The sequence below is a fragment of the Mesorhizobium humile genome (assembly GCF_033977215.1).
GTDB lineage: Bacteria > Pseudomonadota > Alphaproteobacteria > Rhizobiales > Rhizobiaceae > Mesorhizobium > Mesorhizobium humile.
Genome location: NZ_JAVIIV010000002.1, coordinates 506,017 through 521,448, shown reverse-complemented (window position 1 = coordinate 521,448; position 15,432 = coordinate 506,017). Strand labels below are relative to the sequence as shown.

Below are 15,432 nucleotides of genomic sequence, written 5' to 3'. Positions count from 1 at the left end.
GCTTTAAGTCTTTGTTTTGATGCATGTCGTTGTCCCAGAACCGCTGCACACTTCTGGGCGACATGCATTAGCGTATTGGCGGAGCGCTTTTTGCCCCTTTTGAAAAAAGTTGTCGCATGTGGCGGCAGATGGGTTGCCGGTTGGCAACAACGCAATTATAAGCCGCTTCGTCTGAGCGCGCCCATCGTCTAGCGGTTAGGACACCGCCCTTTCACGGCGGTAACAGGGGTTCGATTCCCCTTGGGCGTACCAGTCTTTCTCAAGCATTTGGCGCGTCGCTGATCGATAAGCATCGTAGATGGCGGGCCTAGTCTGGGATTTCCCGGATGAAGTAGACGATTTGATCCTCAAATCGGTCTATCGAAATCTTACCTTCGATGAGCTTGATGAACTCCTCGGCTATGGCCTCATCGTCCCACGTCATTTCGTATCCGTTTAGAGCGAGGAACATGAGACCGCAAACCCACCCGGTGCGCTTGTTTCCCTGCTCAAAGGCATGGGCTTGGGCGATAGCCAGAGCCAAGATGACCGCGAGCCGCAAGACGTCTTGTTCGCCATCGTATACGTAATGGTTTTGCGGGCGGGACATAGCCGATTCAAGCTTCGCCACGTCCAGTATGGCGTGAGCCTCCGAACTAGCAGCTACTTCATCTTGGTTGGCGCGGATTGCCTGCTCAACAGGGAGCCACAGCGGCTCACTTAGCAAGTTCGGCCCGGATTTTAGGATACCGAGCGCTGATCTCTTTGCGCAAAGCGTCGAAATCTACCGGACCCTTAGGAGGGCGCGGAGGGAATTGGACTCCATCGTCCTTTACCACTGGAACCGCAAAGCGCATTCTTTTCGTGTCTTTCTTTGGCCCGGGTCTCCAGGCTCGCTTAATCATGGTATATCTCATTTCTCGTTACAAGTGCCTTAAGGGCATCTAACTGAATTCAATGGTGAATGTTCCATAAAGTCCGCCCTTTCACGGCGAGGTTCGCTTCCCTTGAGCGTACCAGAAATTTCAATCAGCTTTTTCGGTCGGCGTCCCGGTCTCGATGAACGACCCGAAAGGCAATCCATCATCTTGCCGTTTCACCCGGCTAAACCCAGAGGCGGGCCTGTGAAGGTCAGGCCGAAACGCGCCCCGATGGCGGCGATCTGATCCATGTCGTCGGGGATCCGGCACTTGCGCTCAGCCATCTGCGCGAAGAAACCTTCGAAGCCGCCGGGTGTCATCACGGTGAGCATTCTGGCGGGTCGGTCGCCAAGCACCCGGAATGTATGCTCGGTTCCGCGCGGAACGTGCACGACACAGCCCGGCCCGACTATGCGCGTTTGACCGTTCATCCAGAACTCCACTTCGCCGGACTGGATCTGGAAGGTCTCGTCTTCGTCCTTGTGGATATGGCGCGGAGGACCATAGCCGGGCTGATCGAGGCTTTCGAACATTCCGAGCCGCGAGGCCGTTTGCTCCGCTGTCAGGCAAATCCGGTAGGACGTGCCAAGCCACTGGACAGTGTAGGGTACCGAAGCAGCCGCCACCGAAACCTCCAACGCCATTTCGATGCGGGAAGGTTGCCAGAATCGATTTCATAATTGAAATCGATAGCTACAATAAAATATATTTGGCAGATGAATTTATCGAGCTTCGACCTCAATCTCCTGCGGGTGCTCGACGCGCTGTTGCGCGAGCAATCGACCGTAAAAGCCGGAGAACGCATCGGCCTGTCGCAACCAGCGGTCTCAGCCAGCCTGGGACGGCTTCGGAATTTTCTGGGCGATCCGCTGTTCGTGCGCGCAGGACAGCGCATCGTGCCGACCCAATACGCCCGCGACCTCGAACTTCCGCTTCGCCGCATCCTCGATGAATTGTCGGCGCTGCTTGCAGGGCCTGGCAGCTTCAATCCGGCCGAGGCCGAGCAAAGTTTCAAGATCGCAGGTTCGGATTTTTTTGCCGAGATGCTGATGCCTGCCCTGGCCAATGCAATTTCCCGGCTTGCTCCAGGAATACTGGTCCAACTGGTGGATCTTGTGCCCGACGATTATGTCGGCACGCTGGAAAAGCATGGGATCGACCTTGCCCTCGTTCCCAAGGTCGATTTCCCCGCCTGGATCGACCATCTGCCTGCCTTCCGGTCGACCTTCGTGACGATAGCCCGCGCCGGGCACCCCAGGCTGGAGCGGGCGAAGGTGAGGCCCGGAGACGTCGTTCCGATCGATCTCTTCTGCGACCTCGGCCATGTCGTCTTCTCGCCCGAGGGCAAGCTCAAGGCCATGGGCGACGCCGCACTTGCCCGGATGGGCCGCGAACGGCGGGTGGCCATGACAATGCCGGTGTTCGGCGGCGTCTGTAACGCGGTGGCGGGAAGCGATCTGGTCGCGCTCGTGCCGGAACAGCTCGCCCGCAAGGTGGCACCTCGACTGGGGCTGGCGATATATAGTCCGCCCATGCCGATCAATCCCGCCCTCATCTGCATCGTCTGGCACAAGCGCAATACGACCGACCCCACACACCGCTGGCTGCGGGAATTGGTGCTGAAACTGCTCTCGCAACTGAGCGCCTGTGAAACCGATGGCAGCGCCCATGAACCGCGCCCGAGCTGAATAGCTGGCCCGGTGTCGGTGCCAATAACAGATGGCATATGCAGAAACGCGCCGTTAACGCCGTTCCCGAACGGCAGGAGCCGGCCTCAGCCCCAAAGTGTAGAGTTCTTCACGCTCCCGGACGTGGAGACGAGGATGAACCTGCTTCGGACAGCGCTCCTATGCGCGGCAATGACCGGCCTGGCCGGGCTGCAGGCTGCCCGCGCCGAGGATCAGCCCGTCCAGTCGAACGGCGACGCGGCGCAACAACAGCAGCCGGTCGTTCACTGCGAGGGGCAGAATTGCCTTCCCCCGAAGGACGACCCCGCATTGGAGTGCAAGGGGCAGGATTGCACGCCGGCTCCAGCGGCCGACCAGCCGGCGGGCCCGGAGATCAAGAAGGTCAAGTGAGCTGCAGCGGGCGCGCTGTGGCGAACCCGCGGCGAGCGCCGATCAATCCGGAACCATCGGCGCCGGCTCTTCGCACCGATAGACCATGCACTCACCGTCACGGACCGGGACATAGTCAACCATCGGCACGTAGGGAGCATCGCACTCGTTGCCGAATTGACGGACATAGCGCTCATATGTGTTCGCCCCGGTGGTCAGCACCACCGCATGCCGGCTCTGGATCAGCGCCTGGGTCTGCGCACAAGTCATTGTGCGTGTGTCGGGCCGTGCATCGGCGAAATTTGTGGCGGCAACGATCAACGCTGCCGCGCAAAACGCAATCTTGCGTATGGGCATGGAGGCATCCTCGCAAATCGGCAAATTCGCATCTTGCGACATCGCTCCGCAACAGCGGTACGGTCACGATGCAGCGAGCGAAGCCTTGAAAAGCAGTTGAAAGCCCGCGCCAAAGGCCTGGAATTACCCGAGGACGAACGTGCGAGGTCAGGCTGTTACGAACACCACCGCAGCAAGCCCCCCGGCCGGCGCAGGCCGAGCGCGCCGGCTTTGACCGACACATGATCGAGATGGTCGATCGTCACCATCGACGACGCAATGACCGGCATGCCGTGCTGTCTATTCGTCGCGAACGGCCCGAACAAATTCCCGTGAGCCATGTCCGCAAGCAATATCCCACTATATAACAGCGTCGTTGAGGTAATGAGATGTCAGGCGCCTACGATCTGGGAACCAATCTGGTCCGCCGTATCTATGAGAAGCGCATAGATACGCCGGCCATTCTTGATGCCGGCACGCATTTTCCCAATGCCGCGAAGTTCACCGCCGCCTGGGAGAATATCCGCGACGAGGCGCTGGCGGCGAAGCTGAACAAGGCGCCGCGCTTCCACGACATCATGCCGGAGCAGGCCGATATCTCGGCCAATGACGGTCTCGACTGGCGCATGTTCGTGCTCAAGGCCTATGACATGACGGTCCCGGAAAACCTCGCGCGCATGCCGGTCCTGAGCCGGTTGCTTGCGGAGTGCCCCGAGGTCAAATCGGCGGCTGTCTCGTTCCTGGCCCCGCGCAAGCACATCCCGCCGCACCGCGGACCTTTTCGCGGCATCATGCGGTTCCATCTCGGCCTGGCCATCCCGAAACAGCCGGACGGCCGTCCGGCAACGATCATGATGATCAATCACGAGGAAAGGCGCATCGCCGACGGCGAGTGCATGCTGTGGGACGACACGTTCGAGCACGAAGTCATGAACAACTCGGATCAGCCCCGCGTCGCTCTCTTGCTCGACGTGTGGCGTCCGCAAATGCCGCTGGATATGGAAATCCTGTCGCGCGTGATCGTGCGCGGCGTCCAGGTGGGGATGCGCTATCGCGGCGTGTCGTTCGGCGGCTGAACCAGTTGCAAAGGCTTAAAGCGCGCCGCTTTGCGCGCGTGCCTCGCGATAGGTCCCTGCCCTGTTGCCACGCTTGCCCGGAAACATCGCGTCCCTCGCCAGCAACCCGCTGACGCGGCAGAAGGCAGCGAACGCGCGGCAGGCTTCCTCGACGCTGGCCACGTCGACCGTCGCGCCGAAGCAGGCATTGAAGGCGGCTTCGTAGACCTTGCCTTGCCGGCGCTTCGGCCAATCCTGAAGGAGATCGAGCGCCTGCTCGACGCTGTAGATTTCCTCGACCGGCAGGCCGGGCGCGGGCGTGATGCGCACCGGCACTTCGAATTGCAGTCTGTCCATTCCCTGTCTCCCGAACTGGCGCAGCCGGAGCAACGCCGCTCGATGTGAAAAGTTGCTTTTGCGGCCTTCTGACTCGCAAATGTGACCTCAGTGCGGTGAAGGATCGGTTCGCCGGCGCGGCAGATCGCGGAATGCGATGCGGAAATGGCTGCCGTTCGATGCAACCGCATCGCCTATCGGAGGTTCCCCATCCTCGCCCCACCTACTGGTTGGCCGGGTCGGTCTCGGCATCGTAGGCCATGCGGATGACCACCATCAGCACATAGGCGGACGGCAGCGCGAAGATGGCGCCGAGCACGATCGCCGCCGTTCCTTCCATGCGAAGGGTGGCGGCAACGGCCCAGTAGACGGTGCCGATGCAGATTACCGCCTGGATTGCCAGAAAAGAGGCAGCGGCCGCCGCGTGGGTAAGTGTCTTGAACGTCTTGATGCGTTGCATTGAATGGAATCCGAACTGACGCGCACACGACCGGCGGACGGCCTGTGGCCGTCGCCGTTTCGCGACGCGAAGGGATGTTTTTGGTTTGAATGCCGAGCTTGGCGGCCAGGGCTTTACGCGGCGGGCGGCGCGCGTGGCTGGTTGGTGCGCGAAGCTGTAGCGCTTCCCGATACGGGTGTGATGCCCATCTCGGCCGGCAACGCCTTGCCGATGAGCAGGAAATCGGATGCGGGCGCGAGCGCGCCGGGATTGCCGCTGACCAGCTTTGTCGGGAGCGGCCGGCTGGCCCGGACTTCAAGCCCCTGCGCCTTGCCGGTGGTTCTAAGCAGCGCGATCGTGTCGCCCTGACGAGCAGCGCTGATGCTGGAACCACCCGAGAACGGGGCGGTCGACGCGGAGATTTCAGCCTGAGCGAAGCCCAGCAGCGCGAGCATCAGCAGCGCCATCAAGCCCGCAAAAGCGGTCCTGACCGGCAGCAGCATCGATCTTTCGCGTTCAGGTGCCGTCAAGGCAATCTCCATATACCAGAACCCGCCCTAGCCCATGGAATGGCCGAAGGAAAGCCGCAATGGACGCCGCAACCGCACTTCGTCCTTGAACCTTGCGGCTTCCGGTGCCAAATCTGGGGCAGATTTTCGCGTTCGGCCCCTTTGGAGCCATCGCCGGCAAACGGACAAAAATGGTTACCTATCTCGACGCCTCCACCGCCCCCCTTCGAAATACCGGCCAGATCCGCCTCTATGGCGAGGAAGGTTTTGCCGGCATGCGCAAGGCCTGCGACCTCACCGCGCGCTGCCTCGACGAGTTGGTGCCGATGGTGAAGCCCGGCGTGACGACGGAAACGATCGACCGCTTCGTCTTCGAATTCGGCATGGACCATGGCGCGCTGCCGGCGACGCTCAACTATCGCGGCTACACCAAGTCGTCCTGCACCTCGATCAACCATGTCGTCTGCCACGGCATTCCCGACAACAAGCCGCTGAAGGAAGGCGACATCGTCAACATCGACGTCACCTTTATCCTCGACGGCTGGCACGGCGATTCCTCGCGCATGTACCCGGTGGGCACGATCAAGCGCGCCGCCGAGCGCCTGCTCGAAGTGACCTATGAGTGCCTGATGCGCGGCATCGCCGCGATCAAGCCCGGCGCCCGCACCGGCGCCATCGGCGCCGCGATCCAGACCTATGCCGAGGCCGAGCGCTGCTCGGTGGTGCGCGATTTCTGCGGCCACGGCGTCGGCCAGCTTTTCCACGATGCGCCGAACATCCTGCATTACGGCACCGCCAATGAAGGCGTCGAGATGCGGCCGGGCATGATCTTCACCGTCGAGCCGATGATCAATCTCGGCCGGCCGCATGTGAAGGTGCTGTCGGACGGCTGGACGGCGGTCACCCGCGATCGCTCGCTGTCGGCGCAGTACGAGCACACGATCGGCGTCACCGACACCGGCTGCGAGATCTTCACGCTGTCGCCGAAAAAGCTCGACCGTCCGGGCCTGCCGGCCTAGAACTTCGACCTAAGCCTGAGGGGGAGCGGGCGAGCATGGGGAAAGTCGAGGACGAGCCGGCGTTCTTTTCCGAAGGCTGGATCGAGCCGCCCAAGACGGCGCTGAAAAAAGCCGCAACAACAGAAACGCCGCATTATCACGGCCATCGTGACCGTCTGCGCGAACGCTTTGTCGCCGGCGGGCCGGATGCCCTGCCCGACTATGAACTGCTCGAACTGCTGCTCTTCCGGCTGATCCCGCGCGTCGACACCAAGCCGATCGCCAAGGCACTGATCGCCCGCTTCGGCTCGTTGGCCGAGGTGCTCGGCGCGCCGGCATCCCTGCTTGAGGAAGTCAAAGGCATCGGGCCGGCCGTCGCGACCGATCTCAAGGTCGTCGCCGCCACGGCCCAGCGCATGGCGCGCGGCGAGGTGCGCGGCCGCGAGGTCCTGTCCAACTGGACGCAACTCCTCGACTATTGCCGCTCGGCCATGGCCTTCGAGGCGCGCGAGCAGTTCCGCGTCCTGTTTCTCGACAAGAAGAACGGGCTGATCGCCGACGAGGTGCAGCAGACCGGGACCGTCGACCATACGCCGGTCTATCCGCGCGAGGTGGTGAAGCGGGCGCTCGAGCTCTCCGCCAGCGCCGTCATCCTGGTGCACAACCACCCTTCGGGAGATCCCACACCTTCCCGCGCCGATATCGAGATGACCAAGCAGATCATCAATACGGCCAAGCCCCTCGGCATCGCCGTGCACGACCACATCATCATCGGCCGCAAGGGCAACGCCTCGATGAAGGGCCTTCTGCTGATCTAGGCCTGACGTTCGAGGTTCCAGGCGCGAACAACATCGTCATCAGGTAGTCGGCTCTGGAATTTCAACCGAAAATCGAGCATGATGCGGCTTGGTATTTCCGTTGGATGCCTCGCGCGCCTGTGAAATACCGGAGGAACGGGACATGGCCATCGCGCTTGTACTCGTTTTGATCGTCGTGGGCTCGGTGTTGTTCCACCTCCTGAGCCCATGGTGGTGGACGCCGATTGCCTCGAACTGGGACTATATCGACAACACCATCATCATCAGCTTCTGGATCACCGGCGCCGTCTTCAGCGCCGTCGTGCTTTTCATGGCCTATTGCGTGTTCCGTTTCCGCCATCGCGAAGGCAACCGCGCCGCCTATGAGCCCGAGAACAGGCGCCTCGAATGGTGGTTGACTGTCGGCACTGCTATCGGTGTCACGACCCTCTTGGTTCCAGGCCTGTTCGTCTGGAGCCGCTTCGTCAACGTTCCAAGCGACGCGACCGAGATCGAAGTGATCGGCCAGCAATGGCAGTGGAGCTTCCGCCTGCCCGGCAAGGACGGCAAGCTCGGCACGTCGGACACCCGTGACGTCACCGCCGACAATCCGCTCGGTGTCATCCCCAGCGATCCCAACGGCCAGGATGACATCGTAGTCGAGGCGGCGGACCTGCATCTGCCAGTCGGCAAGCCGGTCAAGGTGCTGCTGCGCTCGATCGATGTTCTGCACGATTTCTACATCCCGGAATTCCGTGCCAAGATGGACATGATCCCGGGCTCGGTCACCTATTTCTGGTTCACCCCGACAAGGACCGGAACCTTCCAGGTCCTCTGCGCCGAGCTATGCGGCCAGGGACACCCGCTGATGCATGGCGAGGTCATGGTGGACACCGAGCAGGATTATCTCGCCTGGCTCGGCCAGCAGCAGACTTTTGCGCAATTGTCGGCGCCCAAGCAAACAGGCTCGGCGAACCCGTTGTCAGAAAAGACGATGGCGTCCGGTTTGGACGTCGGGGCAAAACTCGAAACGCTCGAGGCCCGCTGAACAGGGCACGGAGGTGCTCCCATGGTCGACGTCACACCCGCAGATGCCGTTCCGCCCGCCGAAGTCGGGGAGGTGGAACTCTACCATCCACACAGCTGGTGGACGAGATACGTCTTCTCTCAGGACGCCAAGGTCATAGCGGTCCAGTATGCGGGGACGGCCACGGCGATCGGCCTGGTGGCGTTGGTGCTGTCCTGGCTGATGCGGCTACAGCTCGGCTTCCCCGGCACCTTCGACTTCATCACGCCGGAGGCCTACTACCAGTTCATCACCATGCACGGCATGATCATGGTGATCTACCTGCTCACCGCGCTCTTCCTCGGCGGCTTCGGCAACTATCTGATCCCGCTGATGGTCGGTGCCCGCGACATGGTCTTTCCCTATGTCAACATGCTGAGCTACTGGATCTATCTGCTTGCCGTGTTGGTCCTGGTCTCGAGCTTCTTTGCGCCGGGCGGACCGACTGGTGCAGGCTGGACGCTCTACCCGCCACAGGCGATCATGACCGGAACGCCTGGCGGCCAGAACTGGGGCATCATCCTGATGCTCTCTTCGCTCATCCTGTTCATCATCGGCTTCACCATGGGTGGCCTGAACTATGTCGTGACGGTGCTGCAGGGCCGCACGCGCGGCATGACCTTGATGCGCCTGCCGCTCACCGTCTGGGGCATCTTCACTGCGACCGTCATGGCGTTGCTCGCCTTCCCGGCGCTGTTCGTCGCTTGTGTGATGATGCTGCTGGACCGCGCGCTCGGCACGTCTTTCTTCATGCCGGCGATCGTCGAGATGGGCGAGCAGTTGCAGCACAATGGCGGCAGCCCGATCCTCTTCCAGCACCTGTTCTGGTTCTTCGGCCACCCGGAAGTCTACATCGTGGCGCTGCCGGCTTTCGGCATCGTGTCCGACCTGATCAGCACCCATGCGCGCAAGAACATCTTCGGCTACCGAATGATGGTCTGGGCCATCATCGCCATCGGCGCTCTGAGCTTCGTGGTCTGGGCGCACCACATGTATGTCAGCGGCATGCATCCCTATTTTGGTTTCTTCTTCGCCACCACAACCTTGATCATCGCCATACCGACCGCGATCAAGGTCTATAACTGGGTGCTGACGCTGTGGCGCGGCGACATCCACCTGACCATACCGATGCTTTTCGCGCTCGCCTTCATCGTCACCTTCGTCAATGGCGGCCTGACGGGACTGTTCCTCGGCAATGTCGTTGTCGACGTGCCGCTGTCGGATACGATGTTCGTTGTCGCCCATTTCCACATGGTCATGGGCGTCGCCCCGATCCTGGTGATCTTCGGCGCGATCTATCACTGGTACCCGAAGGTCACCGGCCGCATGCTCGACGAGACGCTAGGCCGGTTCCATTTCTGGGTCACCTTCCTCGGCGCCTATCTGATCTTCTTTCCCATGCACTATCTCGGCCTGATGGGCATTCCGCGGCGCTACGCCGAATTGACTGATATGACCATCATGACGGGGTCGGCGCACCATCTGAACTCGTTCATCAGCATCATGGCCTTCATCGTCGGTTTCGCCCAGATGGTGTTCCTGTTCAACCTGATCTGGAGCATCCGCCACGGCCGCGAGGCCGGCGGCAATCCGTGGCGGGCAACGACGCTGGAATGGCAGACGCCTGAAACGCCGCCGGCTCACGGCAATTTCGGCAAGGAACTGCCGATCGTCTATCGCTGGGCCTACGACTACAGCGTGCCGGGCGCCAAGGAGGACTTTATTCCGCAGAACGTGCCGGGCTCCTTTGCCCCCTCGAGGGAGCCGATATGAGCGTCATCCTGGTCTTCCTGGCTGTGATCGCCGGCTTTGCGGGATGGTGGCTTTCGCATCAGCGGCTAACGTCCAAGCCGTGGCTGGAACAGGGCCTGGCGGGGGATTTCGTCGGTCTCGACCGGTCGGCGCTGCCCACCGCCAAGATCGGCCTCGGCGTCTTCCTCGCCGTCGTCGGCTGCCTGTTTTCGCTATTCACCAGCGCCTACTTCATGCGCATGGGGCTGTCGGACTGGCGGCCGCTGCCACTGCCGCGCCTGCTCTGGCTGAACACCGGCGTGCTGGTGCTGAGCAGCATCGCGCTGCAGTGCGCCGTAGTCGCCGCGCGCAGAGGCCAGACGGACATGGTCAGGCTCGGTCTTGCAACGGCCGGGCTCACCGCTCTCGCCTTCCTCGCCGGCCAGTTGCTAGCCTGGCGCCAACTGACCGAAGACGGCTATCTCCTGGCTTCCAATCCGGCCAACAGCTTCTTCTATTTGATCACCGCAATGCATGGCCTGCACATACTGGGCGGGCTGGTCGGCCTTGGCAGGGCAAGCGCCAGCGTTTGGAACGGCGCCCGGGCGGAGCGCCTGCGCCTCAGCGTCGAACTCTGCGCCATGTATTGGCACTTCCTGCTTTTCGTCTGGCTCGGCATCTTTGCCCTGTTGGCCGGTTGGGCGGGGACCTTCATCGACATTTGCCAACGGCTGCTGACCTAGGAGACTGGCGATGGCTGAGACGACACTGACGCATTCCAGCCAGTTGGATCGCCCCCAGGGTTGGCGCGGTATCGCCGCTGACTGGGCCTCGGATCAGCGCGCGTTCAAGAACGTGTCCTGGGGCAAGGCCATGATGTGGATCTTCCTGCTCAGCGACACCTTCATCTTCGGCTGCTTCCTGCTTTCCTATATGACGGCGCGAATCTCCACGCGCGTGCCCTGGCCGAACCCGAGCGAGGTCTTCGCCTTGCGCATCGGCGGTTCGGAAATTCCGCTGATCCTGATCGCCATCATGACCTTCGTGCTGATCTCGAGCAGCGGAACCATGGCCATGGCTGTCAATTTCGGCTACCGCCGCGACCGCCGCAAGACAGCGATCCTGATGCTCTTGACCGCCGCGCTCGGCGCGACATTTGTCGGCATGCAGGCTTTCGAATGGACCAAGCTGATCACTGAAGGGGTACGGCCCTGGGGCAACCCTTGGGGCGCGGCACAGTTCGGCTCCTGCTTTTTCATGATCACCGGCTTCCATGGCACCCACGTCACGATCGGCGTGATCTTCCTGATCATCGTGGCGCGAAAAGTCTGGCGCGGCGACTTCGACACCGGGCGGCCCGGCTTCTTCACCAGCCGCAGGGGCCGCTACGAGAATGTTGAGATCATGGGCCTCTACTGGCACTTCGTCGATCTGGTCTGGGTGTTCATTTTCGCCTTCTTCTATCTTTGGTGAGAGGCAGACATGGCTGAAGCAACCGCAAACGGTCTCGGGCAGCACGCATTGCACCCTACCCATGCACATGAAGCCTCGGCGACAGTGGTCGTCGCCGAGGCTCATCAGCAACATCCGATCAAGCTCTATCTGGTGGTCTGGGCCTGGCTGTTCATCCTCAGCACCTGCTCCTATCTGGTCGACTATTTCGGCATCCACGGTTACCTCAGATGGTCGCTGATCCTGATTTTCATGGTGCTTAAGGCAGGGCTGATCGTTGCCGTCTTCATGCACATGGCCTGGGAGCGGCTGGCGATGTTGTATGCAATCGTCCTGCCGCCGATACTGGTGCTGGTTTTCGTGACCATGATGGTCTTCGAAGCCGACTACACGCTGCTGACCCGCATAGCGTTTTTCGGCGCCGGTCCCTGATCGCGGCTCGAATCCAACCCGCGACTGATCCAGCCGGGGGCCGCGGATGCCGGCACCTTGAAACAACAGGCTGCCGGTCCATTTTTCCCGGCCCGACGACAAGGGCGCGAGAATGATTGCGCTCGTGTGCACGCGCATCACAAACTCAAGCAAAGGACGCCCAAAAATGACAATGGCAAACAGACTTAGGGATTTTATCGACGGCAAGGGAGTCTCGTACGACACCGTCGCGCATCATCGTACAGCCACCAGCAGGCAGGCAGCCATGGCCGCGCATGTGCCCGGCAGCATAATGGCGAAGTCAGTGGTCGTTCACCACGAACTTGGTTATGCACTGGCCGTGGTCCCCAGCACCCACAGGATCGAACTCGGTAAGTTGCAAGACGTCATGGACAAACGCCTCGGGCTCGCCTCGGAGGACGAGGTGGTATCGCTCTTCGATGACTGCGACATCGGCGCTGTTCCGCCGATCGGCGCGGCCTACGATGTGCCGGTAGTACTTGACGAAAGCCTCGTCGACGCCGCCGATGTCTACTTCGAAGGCGGCGACCACAGGACGCTGGTGCATGTCAGCGGCAAGGATTTCCGCAACCTGACCACGGGCGCGCGCCAGGCTCGGTTCAGCCACCTGGCCTACTGAAAACGCGCCAGCGCTGTTGCCGGTGCGTCATTGCAGGATTTGCTCATCTCGCCGGTCCGGCCACAGCCGGCGGTTCGACGACTTTGCGATAAACATGCCAGGTGGCGTGACCGAGGATCGGCAGTACGATCGCCAGCCCCGCGAACACCGGCACCGACCCGATGATCAGGGCCACGGCGACAATCAGTCCCCACACAGCCATCACAATCGGGTTCGCCAGGACCACGCGCACCGAGGTGTGGATAGCTTCGTAGGCGCCCACGTCACGGTCGAGAAGCAGAGGGAAAGCGACGACCGTCGTGCACAACACCACTACAGCGAATACGAAGCCGATGACATGTCCCATGATGATAAGGGTCCAACCGCGTCCGGTGGCGAATATTTCGTTGATGAAGCTCGATATCGATTCCGGCGGCTCCGGGCCGAAGAGATGCTGGTAGAACAGCTGTGCGGTCAAAAGCCAGGTGATGAAGATTGCAAGCAGCATGATCCCGACGGCGGCGATGGCAGGCAGCGCCGGAGAATTCCTGACTTCGAATGCGTGACGCCAGGAGGTATCCAGGCCCGCTTCCCGCCGCCGGCTAATTTCATAGAGGCCAATCGCCGCGAATGGACCGATCAGCGCGAAACCGGAAACGAGCGGAAACAGCAGGGGAAGTGCGTTGGCCCCCGAGGTCCAGGCGGCAAGCACCACGCCGACAAGCGGATAGATCATGCAAAGAAAAACGATATGCGAGGGTTTGACCATGAAGTCGTCGACGCCGCGCCTAAGAGCATCGACGAGGTCGGCAACGCCGATTTTTCGAATTTTTGTGTGTTCCAGCGCCTCAGTGGCGCCAGCTATCACGTGAAAACTTGCCATGACCATTCCTCCAGACCGGGTCTGGCAAGGTCGCGGGCCTCGTGGTGCTGCCGTTCTGGCTGGCCACGCGTACCGCGACCTGCACTAGTGTCAATATACGCGCTTGCAAGGAGGTTGTCGCGCTTTGTCGAGGCGGCCTGCCGTTCGGAGCCAGAACCTGGCAAGGCGCGCTCTCGGATCGAGCGCTGGCTCTAGAGGGGTTTTTTCGATATTCTTGACGGACGGAGAAGGTCATGGATGCAAGGACGCTTCTCATACTCGGTCTTGGCGTCATCGCCCTGCTGATCCTGGGATTTTGCGCGCTTCCTACATGAAAGCCAGGGTTCAAGCGTCAGGACGCTAACTGTCGATCACCGTTCCGGCGACCGATCCACAAGCATTGCGCATGTGGTCAATTTGCAGCTGTCGCGCGCATCACAACGGTGTCGGTAAGCAGCATTGCGAAGATCGCGAAAAGATAGAAGATCGAATAGGCAAACAGCGTCCTTGCCGGTCTCATCTCTTGGTCTGGGGCAGCGAGAACCTTCCACGCATGCCAGATGAAGCCGCCGCCCAATGCGGTCGAGGCAGCCGCGTAGAATCCGCTGGCGAATCCCAGGGGCCAGGGCAGTACGCCGATCGGTGCCAGCAACAGAGCGTAAATGAGAATCTGTCTTTTCGTCGAAGCCTGGCCGGCCACGTTCGGCATCATGGGGATGCCGGCCGCTTCGTAGTCGCCGATCTTGAACAAGGCCAACGCCCAGAAATGTGGCGGCGTCCACAGGAAGATGACCAGGAACAGGACTAGGCTTTCAATACCGATTTGGCCGGTGGCGGCCGCCCATCCGATTACAGGTGGAAGCGCGCCCGCAGCACCACCTATAACGATATTCTGCGGCGTCGAGCGTTTCAGCCACATCGTATAGATCACAACGTAGAAGAAGATGGTGAAGGCCAGCAGCGATGCGGCAAGCCACCCGACCAGCACCCCAAGCGTCATCACCGACAGCGCGGAAAGCACAAGGCCAAAGCTGAGCGCCTCACCGGCAGTGACACGGCCAGACGGCACCGGTCGCTTTGACGTGCGTGACATCAACGCGTCTATATCCGCGTCGTACCACATATTTAGGGCACCGGCCGCTCCGGCTCCAACGGCAATCGCGCCGATCGCTATCACCGCGATGATCGGATTCAAACCACTGGGCGCCACCACGAGACCGACGAAAGCTGTGAAAACGGCAAGCGCCATCACGCGAGGTTTCAACAGCGCGAAGAAATCGGCGGTCGTCGCTTCCGAAAGGCCGATGCCGGAATCCTTGAGGCTACTATCCTTGACCGACATTGGCACTTCCAACGGTGGGAGCGGGAACAGCCGGATTAGTTGGAGAATTGCTTCAGATAGGCAATGACGTTGGCCACGTCCTCGTCTGTCTTGAGGCCGGGAAATGTCATCTTCGTCCCTTTGACCATGGCCTTGGGGTCGTGAAGATATTTGGTGAGTGTCGGTTCGTCCCATTTGACGCCGGATTTCCCGGCTGCAACCATGGCTTCAGAATATTTGAAATCCGGATGCGTGCCGGCGGTCCGGCCAATCACACCGTGCAACGACGGGCCGACCTTGTTCTTGTCCTCTTCCGCCACATGGCAGACTTTGCACTTGACGAAGACTTTCTCGCCGGCCGCGGCATCCTGTGCCTGCGATGGGTGCACAACGAAGACAACAGCTGCCACGACAGCTGAGAACACGATTGAACGCATGGCATTTCCTCCCTGATCGCCATTATGCACGCGTGCCGGTCGCGGCGGCATGCTGCCCTCATGGCAGAGCGGAATATCCGCACCCT

At 61.1% G+C, this 15,432-nt stretch carries 21 protein-coding genes and 1 tRNA gene; 13 read left to right on the top strand and 9 right to left on the bottom strand.

All coding sequences use genetic code 11. The features are described from left to right. Nucleotides 1-192: hypothetical protein (locus RFM52_RS05405; protein WP_320327834.1), on the top strand; the 192-nt coding region annotated here is incomplete at its 5' end. After that, nucleotides 178-252 (top strand) — tRNA-Glu (locus RFM52_RS05400). The genes RFM52_RS05405 and RFM52_RS05400, both read left to right, overlap by 15 nt. 55 nt (nt 253-307) lie before the next feature. On the opposite strand, the gene RFM52_RS05395 is transcribed toward RFM52_RS05400, so the two are convergent. After that, on the bottom strand, nt 308-706 hold the full coding sequence (locus RFM52_RS05395; RefSeq protein WP_320295481.1) for a type II toxin-antitoxin system death-on-curing family toxin: 399 nt from the start codon (nt 704-706) through the stop codon (nt 308-310). 369 nt (nt 707-1,075) lie between these two features. Next, nucleotides 1,076-1,525 carry a cupin domain-containing protein gene (locus RFM52_RS05390; protein ID WP_320295480.1) on the bottom strand — a complete coding sequence of 150 codons (450 nt, stop codon included), beginning with the start codon at nt 1,523-1,525 and terminating at the stop codon, nt 1,076-1,078. 90 nt (nt 1,526-1,615) lie between these two features. Here RFM52_RS05390 and RFM52_RS05385 point away from each other — a divergent pair, with 90 nt between their 5' ends. Continuing rightward, on the top strand, nt 1,616-2,587 hold the full coding sequence (locus RFM52_RS05385) for a LysR family transcriptional regulator (RefSeq protein ID WP_320295479.1): 972 nt from the start codon (nt 1,616-1,618) through the stop codon (nt 2,585-2,587). A 135-nt stretch (nt 2,588-2,722) separates the two neighbouring features. Beyond that, nucleotides 2,723-2,977 carry a hypothetical protein gene (locus RFM52_RS05380; protein ID WP_320295478.1) on the top strand — a complete coding sequence of 85 codons (255 nt, stop codon included), beginning with the start codon at nt 2,723-2,725 and terminating at the stop codon, nt 2,975-2,977. A 42-nt stretch (nt 2,978-3,019) separates the two neighbouring features. On the opposite strand, the gene RFM52_RS05375 is transcribed toward RFM52_RS05380, so the two are convergent. After that, complete coding sequence (locus RFM52_RS05375) at nt 3,020-3,313, bottom strand: hypothetical protein (protein ID WP_320295477.1); 294 nt, start codon at nt 3,311-3,313, stop codon at nt 3,020-3,022. 368 nt (nt 3,314-3,681) lie between these two features. Between RFM52_RS05375 and RFM52_RS05370 the strand changes: the two genes are divergently transcribed. Then, the gene (locus RFM52_RS05370) at nt 3,682-4,368 is read left to right on the top strand and encodes an aspartyl/asparaginyl beta-hydroxylase domain-containing protein (protein ID WP_320295476.1); all 687 of its coding nucleotides are present in this window, start codon (nt 3,682-3,684) and stop codon (nt 4,366-4,368) included. Between the two features lie 15 nt (nt 4,369-4,383). Here RFM52_RS05370 and RFM52_RS05365 read toward each other — a convergent pair whose 3' ends face one another. From RFM52_RS05365 to RFM52_RS05355, 3 genes are all read right to left on the bottom strand, one after another. Next, nucleotides 4,384-4,704, bottom strand: coding sequence for a DUF982 domain-containing protein (locus RFM52_RS05365; RefSeq protein WP_320295475.1), 321 nt, complete (start codon nt 4,702-4,704; stop codon nt 4,384-4,386). A gap of 202 nt (nt 4,705-4,906) precedes the next feature. Continuing rightward, entirely contained in the window at nt 4,907-5,143 is a 237-nt protein-coding gene (locus RFM52_RS05360) for a hypothetical protein (protein WP_320295474.1), read from the bottom strand. Nucleotides 5,144-5,256: 113 nt separating this feature from the next. Beyond that, nucleotides 5,257-5,652 (bottom strand): hypothetical protein, encoded by a 396-nt coding sequence (locus RFM52_RS05355; protein WP_320295473.1) that lies wholly within the window; start codon nt 5,650-5,652, stop codon nt 5,257-5,259. Nucleotides 5,653-5,822: 170 nt separating this feature from the next. Between RFM52_RS05355 and map the strand changes: the two genes are divergently transcribed. The 8 genes from map to RFM52_RS05315 all read left to right on the top strand — a co-directional run bounded on the left by map (nt 5,823) and on the right by RFM52_RS05315 (nt 12,747). Next, complete coding sequence (map, locus tag RFM52_RS05350) at nt 5,823-6,650, top strand: type I methionyl aminopeptidase (RefSeq protein WP_320295472.1); 828 nt, start codon at nt 5,823-5,825, stop codon at nt 6,648-6,650. A gap of 35 nt (nt 6,651-6,685) precedes the next feature. Continuing rightward, a complete protein-coding gene (gene radC, locus RFM52_RS05345; protein ID WP_320295471.1) occupies nt 6,686-7,447 on the top strand; it encodes a RadC family protein in 762 nt (253 codons plus the stop codon). Between the two features lie 142 nt (nt 7,448-7,589). Beyond that, entirely contained in the window at nt 7,590-8,474 is an 885-nt protein-coding gene (locus RFM52_RS05340; RefSeq protein WP_320295470.1) for a cytochrome c oxidase subunit II, read from the top strand. A gap of 21 nt (nt 8,475-8,495) precedes the next feature. Beyond that, the gene (gene ctaD, locus RFM52_RS05335) at nt 8,496-10,265 is read left to right on the top strand and encodes a cytochrome c oxidase subunit I (protein WP_320295469.1); all 1,770 of its coding nucleotides are present in this window, start codon (nt 8,496-8,498) and stop codon (nt 10,263-10,265) included. Next, a complete protein-coding gene (locus RFM52_RS05330) occupies nt 10,262-10,966 on the top strand; it encodes a cytochrome c oxidase subunit 3 (protein ID WP_320295468.1) in 705 nt (234 codons plus the stop codon). The genes ctaD and RFM52_RS05330 overlap by 4 nt, the downstream gene beginning before the upstream one ends. A 10-nt stretch (nt 10,967-10,976) precedes the next feature. Beyond that, entirely contained in the window at nt 10,977-11,696 is a 720-nt protein-coding gene (locus tag RFM52_RS05325) for a heme-copper oxidase subunit III family protein (RefSeq protein ID WP_320295467.1), read from the top strand. A gap of 9 nt (nt 11,697-11,705) precedes the next feature. Next, nucleotides 11,706-12,107 carry a cytochrome C oxidase subunit IV family protein gene (locus tag RFM52_RS05320; protein ID WP_320295466.1) on the top strand — a complete coding sequence of 134 codons (402 nt, stop codon included), beginning with the start codon at nt 11,706-11,708 and terminating at the stop codon, nt 12,105-12,107. Between the two features lie 166 nt (nt 12,108-12,273). Beyond that, nucleotides 12,274-12,747 carry an aminoacyl-tRNA deacylase gene (locus tag RFM52_RS05315; protein WP_320295465.1) on the top strand — a complete coding sequence of 158 codons (474 nt, stop codon included), beginning with the start codon at nt 12,274-12,276 and terminating at the stop codon, nt 12,745-12,747. A 43-nt stretch (nt 12,748-12,790) separates the two neighbouring features. Here the strand turns inward: RFM52_RS05315 and RFM52_RS05310 are convergent, their stop codons facing one another. The 3 genes from RFM52_RS05310 to RFM52_RS05300 form a co-directional block, all read right to left on the bottom strand. Next, nucleotides 12,791-13,609: a DUF2189 domain-containing protein gene (locus tag RFM52_RS05310; RefSeq protein ID WP_320295464.1), complete on the bottom strand. Its 819-nt coding sequence runs from the start codon at nt 13,607-13,609 to the stop codon at nt 12,791-12,793. 391 nt (nt 13,610-14,000) lie between these two features. Then, nucleotides 14,001-14,930 (bottom strand): heme o synthase, encoded by a 930-nt coding sequence (locus RFM52_RS05305; protein ID WP_320295463.1) that lies wholly within the window; start codon nt 14,928-14,930, stop codon nt 14,001-14,003. Between the two features lie 35 nt (nt 14,931-14,965). After that, nucleotides 14,966-15,346, bottom strand: coding sequence for a c-type cytochrome (locus tag RFM52_RS05300; RefSeq protein WP_320295568.1), 381 nt, complete (start codon nt 15,344-15,346; stop codon nt 14,966-14,968). Between the last annotated feature and the right edge of the window lie 86 nt (nt 15,347-15,432).

Coding starts and splice junctions, on each gene's coding strand:
- ctaD (WP_320295469.1), top strand. CDS start 8,496: ATGGTCGACGTCACACCCGCAGATGCCGTTCCGCCCGCCGAAGTCGGG.
- RFM52_RS05385 (WP_320295479.1), top strand. CDS start 1,616: ATGAATTTATCGAGCTTCGACCTCAATCTCCTGCGGGTGCTCGACGCG.
- RFM52_RS05375 (WP_320295477.1), bottom strand. CDS start 3,313: ATGCCCATACGCAAGATTGCGTTTTGCGCGGCAGCGTTGATCGTTGCC.
- RFM52_RS05305 (WP_320295463.1), bottom strand. CDS start 14,930: ATGTCGGTCAAGGATAGTAGCCTCAAGGATTCCGGCATCGGCCTTTCG.
- RFM52_RS05310 (WP_320295464.1), bottom strand. CDS start 13,609: ATGGCAAGTTTTCACGTGATAGCTGGCGCCACTGAGGCGCTGGAACAC.
- RFM52_RS05330 (WP_320295468.1), top strand. CDS start 10,262: ATGAGCGTCATCCTGGTCTTCCTGGCTGTGATCGCCGGCTTTGCGGGA.
- RFM52_RS05320 (WP_320295466.1), top strand. CDS start 11,706: ATGGCTGAAGCAACCGCAAACGGTCTCGGGCAGCACGCATTGCACCCT.
- radC (WP_320295471.1), top strand. CDS start 6,686: ATGGGGAAAGTCGAGGACGAGCCGGCGTTCTTTTCCGAAGGCTGGATC.
- RFM52_RS05370 (WP_320295476.1), top strand. CDS start 3,682: ATGTCAGGCGCCTACGATCTGGGAACCAATCTGGTCCGCCGTATCTAT.
- RFM52_RS05300 (WP_320295568.1), bottom strand. CDS start 15,346: ATGCGTTCAATCGTGTTCTCAGCTGTCGTGGCAGCTGTTGTCTTCGTT.
- RFM52_RS05365 (WP_320295475.1), bottom strand. CDS start 4,704: ATGGACAGACTGCAATTCGAAGTGCCGGTGCGCATCACGCCCGCGCCC.
- RFM52_RS05360 (WP_320295474.1), bottom strand. CDS start 5,143: ATGCAACGCATCAAGACGTTCAAGACACTTACCCACGCGGCGGCCGCT.
- RFM52_RS05325 (WP_320295467.1), top strand. CDS start 10,977: ATGGCTGAGACGACACTGACGCATTCCAGCCAGTTGGATCGCCCCCAG.
- map (WP_320295472.1), top strand. CDS start 5,823: ATGGTTACCTATCTCGACGCCTCCACCGCCCCCCTTCGAAATACCGGC.
- RFM52_RS05380 (WP_320295478.1), top strand. CDS start 2,723: ATGAACCTGCTTCGGACAGCGCTCCTATGCGCGGCAATGACCGGCCTG.
- RFM52_RS05340 (WP_320295470.1), top strand. CDS start 7,590: ATGGCCATCGCGCTTGTACTCGTTTTGATCGTCGTGGGCTCGGTGTTG.
- RFM52_RS05315 (WP_320295465.1), top strand. CDS start 12,274: ATGACAATGGCAAACAGACTTAGGGATTTTATCGACGGCAAGGGAGTC.